The sequence below is a fragment of the Pseudomonas sp. S44 genome, assembly GCF_016624805.1.
In the GTDB taxonomy this organism is placed as follows: Bacteria; Pseudomonadota; Gammaproteobacteria; order Pseudomonadales; family Pseudomonadaceae; genus Aquipseudomonas; species Aquipseudomonas machongensis.
Genome location: NZ_JACVTY010000040.1, coordinates 13824 through 27077, shown reverse-complemented (window position 1 = coordinate 27077; position 13254 = coordinate 13824). Strand labels below are relative to the sequence as shown.

Below are 13254 nucleotides of genomic sequence, written 5' to 3'. Positions count from 1 at the left end.
GATTGGAGGAATCATCATGTCCACGGAAAAACAGAAATACGGCGTGCACTCCGAAGCCGGCAAGCTACGCAAGGTGATGGTCTGCGCCCCGGGACTGGCGCACAAGCGACTGACCCCCAGCAACTGCGATGAACTGCTCTTCGACGATGTGATCTGGGTCGACCAGGCCAAGCGTGACCATTTCGACTTCGTCACCAAGATGCGCGAGCGCGGCGTCGATGTGCTGGAAATGCACAACCTGCTGACCGACATCGTGCAGAACAAGGAGGCCCTGGCGTGGATTCTCGATCGCAAGATCACCCCCAATACCGTCGGCGTTGGCCTGACCAATGAAGTGCGCAGCTGGCTCGAAGGCCTCGATCCGCGCCACCTGGCCGAGTTCCTGATCGGCGGCGTGGCCGGCCAGGACCTGCCGCAGAGCGAAGGCGCCGATGTGGTGAAGATGTACAACGACTACCTCGGCCACTCCAGCTTCATCCTGCCGCCCCTGCCCAACACCCAGTTCACCCGCGACACCACCTGCTGGATCTACGGCGGCGTCACGCTGAACCCGATGTACTGGCCGGCACGACGCCAGGAAACCTTGCTGACCACTGCCGTGTACAAGTTCCACAAGGAATTCACCGGCGCCGACTTCCAGGTCTGGTACGGCGACCCTGACAAGGAGCACGGCAGCGCCACCCTGGAAGGCGGCGACGTCATGCCGATCGGCAAGGGCATCGTGCTCATCGGCATGGGCGAGCGCACCTCGCGCCAGGCCATCGGCCAACTGGCGCAGAACCTGTTCGCCAAGGGCGCAGTGGAAAAGGTCATCGTCGCCGGCCTGCCCAAGTCGCGTGCCGCGATGCACCTGGACACCGTGTTCAGCTTCTGCGACCGCGACCTGGTCACGGTCTTCCCGGAAGTGGTACGCGAGATCGTCCCGTTCATCATCCGCCCCGACGAAAGCAAGCCCTACGGCATGGATGTGCGCCGTGAAAACAAGTCGTTCATCGAGGTGGTCGGCGAGCAGCTCGGGGTGAAGCTGCGCGTGGTCGAGACCGGCGGCAACAGCTTCGCCGCCGAACGCGAGCAATGGGATGACGGCAACAACGTGGTGGCCCTGGAGCCAGGCGTGGTCATCGGCTACGACCGCAACACCTACACCAACACATTGCTGCGCAAGGCCGGGATCGAGGTCATCACCATCAGCGCCGGTGAACTGGGCCGAGGCCGCGGCGGCGGCCACTGCATGACCTGCCCGATCGTGCGCGACCCTATCGACTACTAACGCCCTCGATCCGGCCCACGCTTACGAGGCGTGGGCCGGGCACTCACCGCATTCAAGGAGACACTGTCATGGCGTTCAACATCCACAATCGCAACCTGCTCAGCCTCGAGCACCACACGACCCGTGAGCTGCGCTACCTGCTGGACCTCTCCCGCGATCTCAAGCGCGCCAAGTACACCGGCACCGAGCAGCAGCACCTGAAGGGCAACAACATTGCGCTGATCTTCGAGAAGACCTCGACCCGCACCCGCTGCGCCTTCGAAGTCGCCGCCTACGACCAGGGCGCCAACGTCACCTACATCGACCCCAACTCCTCGCAGATCGGCCACAAGGAGAGCATGAAGGACACCGCCCGCGTGCTCGGGCGCATGTACGACGCCATCGAGTACCGCGGCTTCAAGCAGGAGATCGTCGAAGAACTGGCCAAGTTCGCCGGCGTGCCGGTGTTCAACGGCCTGACCGACGAATACCACCCAACCCAGATGATCGCCGACGTGCTGACCATGCGCGAACACAGCGACAAGCCGCTGCACGACATCAGCTACGCCTACCTGGGCGATGCGCGCAACAACATGGGCAACTCGCTGCTGCTGATCGGTGCCAAGCTCGGCATGGACGTGCGTATCGCCGCGCCCAAGGCGCTGTGGCCGCATGACGACCTGGTGCAGCGCTGCAAGCAGTACGCCGAGGAAAGCGGCGCGCGCATCACCCTGACCGAAGACCCGAAGGCGGCGGTCAAAGGCGTCGATTTCGTCCATACCGACGTCTGGGTGTCGATGGGAGAACCTGTGGATGCCTGGGGCGAGCGCATCGAACAACTGCTGCCCTATCAGGTGAACAAGGAACTGATGAAAGCCACCGGTAACCCGCGCAGCAAGTTCATGCACTGCCTGCCGGCGTTCCACAACTCCGAGACCAAGGTCGGCAAGCAGATCGCCGAGAAATACCCGCACCTGGCCAACGGCATCGAAGTGACCGATGACGTGTTCGAGTCGCCAGCGTGCATCGCCTTCGAGCAAGCGGAGAACCGCATGCACACGATCAAGGCGATCCTGGTATCGACCCTGGCTGATCTCTGACGGCAACCCCTGCAGGGGCGGGCTTTTGTGGGAGCGGGTTTACCCGCGAACACCGGCATAGCCGGTGCCATGCACCGCGTCGCTGGCTTCGCGGGTAAACCCGCTCCCACAGGCCTTGCCCGACCCTTGAACATTTTCTGAAGGACATTTCCCCATGCGTATCGTTGTTGCACTGGGCGGCAACGCCCTCCTGCGCCGCGGCGAGCCAATGACCGCCGACAACCAGCGCAGCAATATCCGCACTGCCACCGAGCAGATCGCCAAGATCCACCCCGGCAACGAACTGGTCATCGCCCACGGCAATGGCCCGCAGGTCGGCCTGCTGTCGCTCCAGGGCCAGGCCTACAAACCCGACGAAGCCTACCCGCTGGACGTGCTCGGTGCCGAGACCGAAGGCATGATCGGGTACATGATCGAACAGGAGCTGGGCAACCTGCTCGACTTCGAGGTGCCCTTCGCCACCCTGCTGACGCAAGTCGAGGTCGACGCCAACGACCCGGCCTTCAAGGATCCGACCAAGTTCATCGGCCCGGTCTACGCCAAGGACGAGGCCGAGCGCCTGGCCAAGGAGAAAGGCTGGGTGGTCAAGGCCGACGGCGACAAGTACCGCCGTGTGGTCGCCAGCCCCAAACCCAAGCGCATCTTCGAGATCCGCCCGATCAAGTGGCTGCTGGAAAAAAGCAGCATCGTCATCTGCGCCGGCGGCGGCGGCATCCCCACGATGTACGACGAAAACCGCAAGCTCAAAGGCATCGAGGCGGTGATCGACAAGGACCTGTGCTCGGCGCTGCTGGCCGAGCAACTGGACGCCGACCTGCTGATCATCGCCACCGATGTCGATGCCGCCTACATCGATTTCGGCAAGCCGACGCAAAAAGCCATTGCCCAGGCGCATCCTGACGAGCTGGAAAAACTCGGCTTCGCAGCGGGTTCGATGGGGCCGAAGGTGCAGGCCGCCTGCGATTTCGCCCGCCACACGGGCAAGGTCGCGGTGATCAGCTCGCTGGAAAACATCGAAGAGATCGTCAAGGGCACTGCCGGTACGCGGGTGTCGACCGCCAAGCCAGGTATCAGCTACCGTTGAGTGCAGTTGGCCGGTGCACGGCGCCGGCCATTTTCAACCTTCCGGAGGACGCCATCATGGCCCAGTACCATCCTGGTCATGTTCATATCGAGCGCACGGCGCTGAACAAGAATGACCACAGCTACGACCTCAACATCGAGTACGAAGCCACCCAGGATCCCACGGAAGGCCGCGGTATCCAGTTCCGCATGCATGGCAGCATCGAAGGCAAGTCTGTCGACGAGAAGTTCTTCCTGGCCAAGGACCAGGTACTGCCGAGCTTCCTCATGCAGTTGAGCCGCAAGGCCCAGTCGTACCTGCCGGCGCCGAAGAAATTCGAAAACCTGGGCTCGCCGCACAAGCTCTACGACCATATGTTCGAGGACATCCGCCAGAAGCTGGATGTGAAGTCCGGGGATCCGATCAAGCCTGAACACCTGGGTAATACCTGATACCGCCACCGCCGAGCAGGCCCGCTCGCACAGGCACGCTGGAATACCTGTGCAAGCGGCGGTTCGGCGCACCGACTTGCGCCGCGATTGGGCCTTCCCCCTGGCCAATGGCATACTGGCGCTCTTTCCCCCACGCCCGTTGCCCCCATGCGCATCCACGTCAGCTTCATCGACCGCGTCGGCATCACCCAGGAAGTCCTGGCCCTGCTCGGTGCCCGCAACCTCAACCTCGATGCCGTGGAGATGGTGCCACCGAACGTCTACATCGACGCTCCCACGCTCAGCCCCGCCGTGCTCGAAGAGTTGCACGACGCGCTGTTCGAGGTGCGCGGCGTGCAGTCGGTGGAAGTGGTCGATATCCTCCCCGGCCAGCGCCGCCACCTGCAACTCGACGCCCTGCTCGCGGCCATGAGCGACCCGGTGCTGGCGGTGGACAGCGCTGGCAAGGTGCTGCTGGCCAACCCGGCACTGATCGCCCTGTGCGGACGCGAATCGGCCGGTCGCTCGGTGGGCGAGCTGTTTGGCGACAGCGGGCTGCTCCAGGCCTTGCTCGACAACAACTTCCACTTGCCGATGCGCGAGATGCAGCTCAATGGCCAGAGCCTGCTGCTGGATGCAACGCCAATCACCAACGCCGGCGGCCTGCTCACCCTGTATCCGCCCAATCGCATGGGCGAACGTCTCTCGGCGCTGCACCATGATCACGCCGAAGGCTTCGATGCCCTGCTCGGCGACTCCCCGGCGATCCGCACCCTCAAGGCCCGCGCCCTACGCGTCGCCACACTCGATGCGCCCTTGCTGGTGCACGGCGAGACCGGCACCGGCAAGGAGCTGGTGGCCCGCGCCTGCCACACCATCAGCAGTCGTCACGCAGCACCTTTCCTCGCACTGAACTGCGCCGCGCTACCCGAAAGCCTGGCCGAGAGCGAACTGTTCGGCTATGCCCCGGGCGCCTTCACCGGCGCACAACGTGGCGGCAAGCCAGGGCTGATGGAACTGGCCAACCAGGGCACGGTGTTTCTCGACGAGATCGGCGAGATGTCGCCCTACCTGCAGGCCAAGCTGCTGCGCTTTCTCAGCGACGGCAGCTTTCGCCGGGTCGGTGGCGACCGTGAGGTGAAGGTGGACGTGCGTATCATCAGCGCGACCCACCGCGACCTCGAACGCATGGTCGCCGAAGGCACCTTCCGCGAAGACCTGTTCTACCGCCTGAACGTGCTCAACCTGCAGGTCCCGCCGCTGCGCGAACGCGGCCAGGACATCCTGTCGCTGGCGCACTTCTTCATGCAGCAGGCCTGCACGCAGATCCAGCGCCCTCCGTGCCGCCTGACCCCAGCCACCCATCCGGCACTGCTGGCCAACCCCTGGCCAGGCAACGTGCGCCAGTTGCAGAACGTGATCTTCCGCGCGGCGGCAATCTGCGAGAGCAACCTGGTGGATATCGGTGACCTGGATATCGCCGGTACCTCGGTGGCACGTGGCCAGGATGGCGAGGTGAGCAGCCTGGAGCAGGCAGTGGGCGACTTCGAGCGCGAGCTGCTGCAGCGCCTGTATGCGAGCTACCCTTCGACTCGGCAGCTGGCGGGAAGGCTGCAGACGTCGCATACCGCGATTGCGCAGCGGCTGCGCAAATACGGGATTCCAGGCAGAAACTAAGGCCCATCAGCGCCCGAGCAGCTCGGCATCTTCAGAATTTCCCTACGCCTCGCCCCAGGCGCGTGCCACTTAGAATGTCGGCCGTTTGACCGCACGCGTGCTCCGGGTGCCTCTTCGAAAGGCCCTGCGCACGCTCGAAAGAGTGCCCAGGAGCACCTCTTTCAAAGTGACAATGAGTAGGTTTTCAATGCTCGAGCTCGACTTCTACGGCACTCTCGTGGCCGCTTCACTGGTACTTCTACTTGGACGTTGTCTTGTCGCCCGCGTCGGATTTCTACGCACCTACAACATTCCCGAACCGGTAGCTGGCGGCCTGGTGGTCGCGCTGGTGCTACTGGCGTTGCGCGCGGTTGGCGTGCACATCCAGTTCGATACCACCCTGCAAGCGCCATTGATGCTGGCGTTCTTCGCCACAATCGGGCTGAGCGCCGATATCAGCAGCCTGAAACGAGGTGGGCGCAGCGTCGGCTTGTTCCTGCTGGTCGTCACCGGATTCCTGCTGGTGCAGAACGCCATCGGCATCAGCCTCGCCCAGCTACTGGGCCTCGATCCGCTCATGGGGCTACTGGCGGGCTCGATTTCTCTATCCGGTGGTCATGGCACCGGCGCTGCCTGGGGCTCGACCTTCAGCACTCAGTACGGACTGGCTTCGGCCAGCGAACTGGCCCTGGCCTCTGCCACCTTCGGCCTGGTGCTGGGCGGGCTGATCGGTGGCCCTGTAGCACGGTTGCTGGTCAGCCGCGTCCAGCCCCCAGGGCTGGAACCGGAAACGCCGCGCGTGCCGAAAGGCTTCGAACAGCCCAACAAGGAACGCCTGATAACCCCGTTTTCGATGATCGAAAGCCTGGCGCTGATCTCGATCAGCCTATTGACAGGCACTCTGTTGAACAGCCTGTTGCGCGGCACACCGTTCGAACTTCCGACGTTCGTCTGCGTGCTGTTCGTAGGTGTCGTGCTGAGGAACGGGCTGTCCGCCGGGGGCTTGTACCAGGTGTTCGAGCGCGAAGTTCTGGTGTTGGGCAACGTCGCGCTATCGCTGTTCCTGGCCTTGGCGCTGATGTCCCTGAAACTGTGGGACCTGGCCGCCCTGGCGCTGCCCTTCCTCATCCTGCTGGGTGTACAGACGCTGGTCATGGCACTGTTCGCGATCTTCGTCACCTTCAGGGTCATGGGGCGCAATTATGATGCAGCAGTATTGGCAGCCGGGCATTGCGGGTTCGGACTCGGCGCCACGCCCACTGCCATCGCCAACATGCAAGCCGTGACCCAGCGCTACGGCGCTTCGCAGATCGCCTTTCTCGTCGTGCCCATGGTGGGGGCGTTCTTCATCGATATCGTCAACGTCATCGTGATCAAGCTGTACCTGGCGCTGCCGTTTTTCACTGGCGCATGACCTTGAACGCTCCGTATCGATATTAATACATCGTATTGATATCGATACGGAGCGTTCTGCGTCCACATCCACAAGGGTTTGATCAGACAATCCTTTTCCCGGCATCCCAGCCTGTATTGATTTCATTCCATTGCCAGGGAAAATCTTTCTGGATAAGCAGTCAAGCCATTGAATTTCAATGCTTTTACTCACATGGCCACATTCTTGCTAAGGAAAACCCAACCTCAAGAGCGCGGACCAACCGCGCCCAACGCCCTGCTTCCCGAGGATTTCCCATGAGCGAGTTGCGTTTCACCGAAGATCACGAATGGCTGCGCGTCGAAGCTGACGGCAGCGTCACCGTAGGTATCACCGCCTATGCCCAGAACGCCCTTGGCGATGTGGTCTTCGTGCAACTGCCGGACCTGCAGCAGTATGAAAAAGGCGCCGAAGCCTCCACCGTCGAATCGGTCAAGGCTGCCAGCGGCGTGTACATGCCGCTGACCGGTGAAGTGGTCGCGGTCAACGAAGGTCTCAACGACAAACCTGAGCAGGTCAACGAAGACCCGCTGGGCGAAGGCTGGTTCTTCCGCTTCGTTCCTGCAGACATGAGCGAGGTGACCGCCCTGCTCGACCAGGATGCCTACGACCGCCTGCTCAAAGCCAACGACGACGCCTGAGGACCATGACCATGACCATCAACCTCGGCACCGCCAACGAATTCATCGCCCGTCACATCGGCCCACGCAGCACCGACGAACAGGCCATGCTGACCACCCTGGGCTTCGACTCTCTCGACGCCATGACCGCCGCCGTCATTCCCGACAGCATCAAGGGCACCAGCGTGCTCGGTGACGCCGACGGCCAGAGCGAGGCCGTTGCCCTCGCCGCCCTCAAGGCGATCGCCGGCAAGAACCAACTGTTCAAGAGCTTCATCGGCCAGGGCTACTACAACACCCACACGCCAGCGCCGATCCTGCGCAACCTTCTGGAAAACCCGGCGTGGTACACCGCCTATACCCCTTACCAGCCGGAAATCTCCCAGGGTCGCCTGGAAGCGCTGCTGAACTTCCAGACCCTGATCAGCGACCTCACCGGCCTGCCGATCGCCAACGCCTCGCTGCTCGACGAAGCCACCGCCGCTGCCGAGGCCATGACCTTCTGCAAACGCCTGTCGAAGAACAAGGGCAGCCATGCCTTCTTCGCCTCCGTGCATTGCCACCCGCAGACCCTCGATGTGCTGCGTACCCGTGCAGAGCCGCTGGGCATCGAGGTCGTGGTCGGTGACGAGCGTGAACTGGGCGATGTCAGCGCCTTCTTCGGCGCCCTGCTGCAATACCCGGCTAGCAACGGTGATGTGTTCGACTACCGCGAGCTGGTACAGCGTCTGCACGGCGCCGGTGCCCTGGTGGCCGTGGCCGCCGACCTGCTGGCCCTGACCCTGCTGACCCCTCCGGGCGAATTCGACGCCGATGTGGCCATCGGCAGTGCCCAGCGCTTCGGCGTACCGCTGGGCTTCGGCGGCCCGCACGCGGCCTACTTCGCCACCCGGGATGCGTTCAAGCGTGACATGCCGGGCCGCCTGGTCGGCGTTTCGATCGACCGCTTCGGCAAGACCGCACTGCGCCTGGCCATGCAAACCCGCGAGCAACACATCCGCCGCGAAAAGGCCACCAGCAACATCTGCACCGCGCAGGTCCTGCTGGCGAACATCGCCAGCATGTACGCCGTCTACCATGGCCCGGCGGGCCTCAAGCGCATCGCTGAACGTACCCACGCCCTCACCGCGATTCTCGCTGTGGGTCTGGCCAAGCTCGGCGCCAAGGTCGTTACCGGTGAATTCTTCGACACCCTGACGCTGGCCACCGGTGCCGCCACCGCCAACCTGCACGAGCAAGCGCGCGCCAAGGGCTTGAACCTGCGCCAGGTCGACACCGCACACCTGGGGCTGTCGCTGGACGAAACCAGCACCCAGGCAGATGTCGAGGCGCTCTGGGCATTGTTCGCCAATGGCCAGGCGCTGCCGGACTTCGCTACCCTCGCCGCCAACCACAGCCCGCGCCTGCCAGCTGCACTGGTGCGAGAATCGGCGATCCTCGAGCACCCGGTGTTCAACCGCTACCACAGCGAAACCGAACTGATGCGCTACCTGCGCCGCCTGGCCGACAAGGACCTGGCGCTGGATCGCAGCATGATCCCGCTGGGCTCGTGCACCATGAAGCTCAATGCCGCCAGCGAAATGATTCCGGTCACCTGGGCCGAGTTCGGCAACCTGCACCCCTTCGCCCCGGCCGCCCAGAGCCAGGGCTACCTGCAGATGACCACCGAGCTTGAAGCCATGCTCTGCGCCGCCACCGGCTACGATGCCGTGTCGCTGCAGCCCAACGCCGGTTCCCAGGGCGAGTACGCAGGCCTGCTGGCGATCCGCGCCTACCACCGTAGCCGCGGCGAAAGCCACCGCGACATCTGCCTGATCCCGTCGTCGGCACACGGTACCAACCCGGCCACCGCACACATGGCCGGCATGCGCGTGGTGGTCACCGCCTGCGACGCCCGGGGCAACGTCGACATCGACGACCTGCGCGCCAAGGCCCTCGAACACCGCGAGCGCCTGGCCGCGATCATGATCACCTACCCCTCGACCCACGGCGTGTTCGAGGAAGCGATCGGCGAGATCTGCGCGATCATTCACGACAACGGCGGCCAGGTGTACATCGATGGCGCCAACATGAACGCCATGGTCGGCCTGTGCGCTCCGGGCAAGTTCGGTGGCGACGTGTCGCACCTCAACCTGCACAAGACCTTCTGCATCCCCCACGGTGGTGGCGGCCCGGGCGTCGGCCCGATCGGCGTCAAGTCGCACCTGGCGCCGTTCCTGCCCGGCCATGCCGCGCTGGAAAACACTGCCGGTGCGGTCTGCGCTGCACCGTTCGGCAGCGCCAGCATCCTGCCGATCACCTGGATGTACATTCGCATGATGGGTGGCGCAGGCCTCAAGCGTGCGTCGCAGATGGCGATCCTCAACGCCAACTACATCGCCCGTCGCCTGGAAGAGCACTATCCTGTGCTGTACACCGGTGGCAACGGCCTGGTCGCCCACGAATGCATCCTCGACCTGCGTCCGCTCAAGGACACCAGCGGCATCAGCGTCGATGACGTGGCCAAGCGTTTGATCGACTTCGGCTTCCATGCTCCGACCATGTCGTTCCCGGTGGCGGGCACGCTGATGATCGAACCGACCGAAAGCGAGTCCAAGGAAGAACTGGACCGTTTCTGCGATGCGATGATCCAGATCCGCGAAGAGATTCGCGCCGTGGAGAACGGCAGCCTGGACAAGGACGACAACCCGCTCAAGAACGCCCCGCACACCGCGGCGGAACTGGTCGGCGAATGGTCCCACGGCTATAGCCGCGAGCAGGCGGTTTATCCGCTGCCGAGCCTGGTCGAGAGCAAGTACTGGCCACCGGTCGGCCGGGTCGACAACGTGTACGGCGACCGCAACCTGGTCTGCGCCTGCCCGTCGATCGAGAGCTATCAGGACGTCTGATAGCTTCTTGGCCTTGTGGGAGCGGGTTTACCCGCGAATGCAATGTTGGACTCACCGCCGCATTCGCGGGTAAACCCGCTCCCACAGGCTCTCCTCATCAACCCGCCGAACTTGGCAGGAGGTCAGCATGTCACTCAGCGTCTTCGACCTGTTCAAGATCGGCATCGGCCCCTCCAGTTCGCACACGGTCGGCCCGATGCGTGCCGCCGCGCGCTTCGCCGAGGGCTTGCGCCGCGATGGCCTGCTGGCCAGCACGGCCAGCGTCAAGGCCGAGCTCTACGGCTCGCTCGGTGCGACCGGCAAGGGTCACGGCAGCGACAAGGCTGTGCTCCTGGGGCTCGAGGGGGAACACCCCGACACCGTCGACACCGAATCCATCCCCGAACGCCTGCAGGCAATCCGCGCCAGCGGCCACCTGCACCTGCTTGGCGAACACCGGATCGACTTCGTCGAGAAACAGCACCTGGCGATGATCCGCAAGCCACTTGACTACCACCCCAATGGCATGATTTTTCGTGCCTTCGATGCTGCCGGGCTGCAGATTCGCAGCCGCGAGTACTACTCGGTAGGCGGCGGCTTCGTCGTCGACCAGGACGCAGCCGGCCAGGACCGCATCGTCGAAGACAACACCGCCCTGCCCTACCCCTTCACGACGGCCAGGCAACTGCTCGGCCATTGCGTCGAGCAGCACCTGTCGTTCAGCCAGGTGATGCTCGCCAACGAAGCCGCCTGGCGCCCCGAACAGGAAACCCGAGCCGGCCTGCTGCGCATCTGGCAGGTCATGCAGGATTGCGTCGAAGCGGGCTGTCGCCATGAGGGCATCCTGCCGGGCGGCCTCAAGGTCAAGCGCCGCGCCCCTGCCTTGCACCGCCAGCTCAGCCGACACCCGGAAGCCAGCCTGCGCGATGCGCTGTCGGTACTCGATTGGGTCAACCTCTACGCCTTGGCGGTCAACGAGGAAAACGCCTATGGCGGACGCGTCGTCACCGCACCGACCAACGGCGCGGCGGGTATCGTCCCGGCGGTGCTGCACTACTACATGCGTTTCGTTCCCGGCGCCAGCGAAGACGGCGTGGTGCGTTTTCTGCTCACCGCGGCCGCCATCGGCATCCTCTACAAGGAGAACGCCTCGATTTCCGGCGCCGAGGTCGGCTGCCAGGGCGAAGTGGGGGTGGCCTGCTCGATGGCGGCGGGCGCCCTCTGCGAAGTCATGGGCGGCACCCCGCAACAGGTGGAGAACGCCGCCGAGATCGGCATGGAACACAACCTGGGCCTGACCTGCGACCCGATCGGTGGGCTGGTCCAGGTGCCCTGCATCGAGCGCAACGCCATGGGCTCGGTCAAGGCGATCAATGCGGTGCGCATGGCCCTGCGCGGTGACGGGCAGCACTTCGTCTCGCTCGACAAGGTCATCCGCACCATGCGCCAGACCGGCGCCGACATGAAAAGCAAGTACAAGGAGACCGCCCGCGGCGGTCTGGCCGTCAACATCATCGAATGTTGACCCGAACAAAAACCAAGGAGTTACCGATGTCCGATACGTTGCTCAAGACCCCGCTGCACGCCCTTCACCTGGAGCTGGGCGCGCGCATGGTGCCGTTCGCAGGCTTCGACATGCCCGTGCAGTATCCGCTGGGTGTGCTCAAGGAACACCTGCATACCCGCGAGCAGGCCGGTCTGTTCGATGTGTCGCACATGGGCCAGATCGTGCTGCGTGGCAGCGACGCGGCCAAGGCTTTGGAAAGCCTGGTGCCAGTAGACATCATCGACCTGCCGGTGGGCATGCAGCGCTACGCCATGTTCACCAATGAGCAAGGAGGCATCCTCGACGACCTGATGGTGGCCAACCTGGGCGACGACACACTGTTCCTGGTGGTCAATGCCGCCTGCAAGGATCAGGACCTGGCTCACCTGCAAAAGCACATCGGCCAGCGCTGCGAGATCCAGCCTTTGTTCGAGGAGCGCGCCCTGCTCGCCTTGCAGGGCCCGGCTGCGGTCAAGGTGCTGGAACGCCTGGCGCCGGAAGTGGCCGGCATGACCTTCATGCAGTTCCGCCCGTTGCAGTTGCAGGGTGAGGACTGCTTCGTCAGCCGCTCGGGCTACACCGGCGAGGACGGTTACGAAATCTCGGTACCGGCCACTGCTGCCGAAGCTCTGGCGCGACGCCTGCTGGCCGAGCCTGAGGTGCAGCCAATCGGCCTGGGTGCCCGCGACTCGCTGCGCCTGGAAGCCGGCCTGTGCCTGTACGGCCACGACATGGACACCGAGACTACGCCGATCGAGGCCAGCCTGTTGTGGGCGATCTCCAAGGTTCGTCGCGCCGACGGAGCACGGGCCGGTGGTTTCCCGGGCGCCACCCGCGTATTTGCCCAACAGCAGCAGGGCGTGAGCCGCAAACGCGTGGGCCTGCTGCCACAGGAACGCACGCCGGTTCGCGAGGGCGCCGAGATTGTCGATGCGCACGGCACGCCGGTCGGCAAGGTGTGCAGCGGTGGTTTCGGCCCGACCCTCGGCGCACCCGTGGCAATGGGGTATGTCGATAACGAACATGCCGCGCTGGAAACGCCGTTGTTTGCGGTCGTGCGCGGCAAACAAGTTGCCCTGAAAGTCAGCAAAATGCCTTTCGTGGCGCAACGTTACTACCGAGGTTGAAAGCAATCTCACAACAGCGCGCTTATTCGATTACGAACCTGCGCAATAACTTTTGAACATGGCGCCAGGCCAGGCGCCATGCCGTTTCCGACAATTTTGTCGGTAATCGGCAAAAGCCTTGATCCCTGCACCGTGCGGGGCTTGTTTTTGTCGCTGGAGTTGG

10 protein-coding genes are annotated in these 13254 nt (G+C 63.9%); all 10 read left to right on the top strand.

Annotation, left to right across the window (positions count from 1 at the left end; translation table 11 throughout):
* Positions 1–16: 16 nt before the first annotated feature.
* Positions 17–1270, top strand: coding sequence for an arginine deiminase (arcA, locus tag IAE40_RS22990; RefSeq protein ID WP_054895516.1), 1254 nt, complete (start codon positions 17–19; stop codon positions 1268–1270).
* Between the two features lie 68 nt (positions 1271–1338).
* Entirely contained in the window at positions 1339–2349 is a 1011-nt protein-coding gene (locus IAE40_RS22985) for an ornithine carbamoyltransferase (RefSeq protein WP_054895515.1), read from the top strand.
* Positions 2350–2503: 154 nt separating this feature from the next.
* Positions 2504–3433 carry a carbamate kinase gene (arcC, locus tag IAE40_RS22980; protein WP_197892201.1) on the top strand — a complete coding sequence of 310 codons (930 nt, stop codon included), beginning with the start codon at positions 2504–2506 and terminating at the stop codon, positions 3431–3433.
* A gap of 56 nt (positions 3434–3489) precedes the next feature.
* A complete protein-coding gene (locus tag IAE40_RS22975) occupies positions 3490–3864 on the top strand; it encodes a DUF5064 family protein (RefSeq protein WP_063543211.1) in 375 nt (124 codons plus the stop codon).
* Positions 3865–4011: 147 nt separating this feature from the next.
* Positions 4012–5520, top strand: coding sequence for a sigma-54-dependent transcriptional regulator (locus IAE40_RS22970; protein WP_065863229.1), 1509 nt, complete (start codon positions 4012–4014; stop codon positions 5518–5520).
* Between the two features lie 187 nt (positions 5521–5707).
* Positions 5708–6913, top strand: a complete 1206-nt coding sequence (gene gltS / locus IAE40_RS22965) for a sodium/glutamate symporter (RefSeq protein WP_200603925.1) — start codon at positions 5708–5710, stop codon at positions 6911–6913.
* 275 nt (positions 6914–7188) lie between these two features.
* Entirely contained in the window at positions 7189–7572 is a 384-nt protein-coding gene (gene gcvH, locus IAE40_RS22960; RefSeq protein WP_200603924.1) for a glycine cleavage system protein GcvH, read from the top strand.
* A gap of 11 nt (positions 7573–7583) precedes the next feature.
* On the top strand, positions 7584–10439 hold the full coding sequence (gene gcvP / locus IAE40_RS22955) for an aminomethyl-transferring glycine dehydrogenase (protein WP_200603923.1): 2856 nt from the start codon (positions 7584–7586) through the stop codon (positions 10437–10439).
* A gap of 127 nt (positions 10440–10566) precedes the next feature.
* Positions 10567–11943, top strand: coding sequence for an L-serine ammonia-lyase (locus IAE40_RS22950; RefSeq protein WP_054895509.1), 1377 nt, complete (start codon positions 10567–10569; stop codon positions 11941–11943).
* A gap of 26 nt (positions 11944–11969) precedes the next feature.
* On the top strand, positions 11970–13091 hold the full coding sequence (gene gcvT, locus IAE40_RS22945; protein WP_200603922.1) for a glycine cleavage system aminomethyltransferase GcvT: 1122 nt from the start codon (positions 11970–11972) through the stop codon (positions 13089–13091).
* Positions 13092–13254 lie beyond the last annotated feature (163 nt).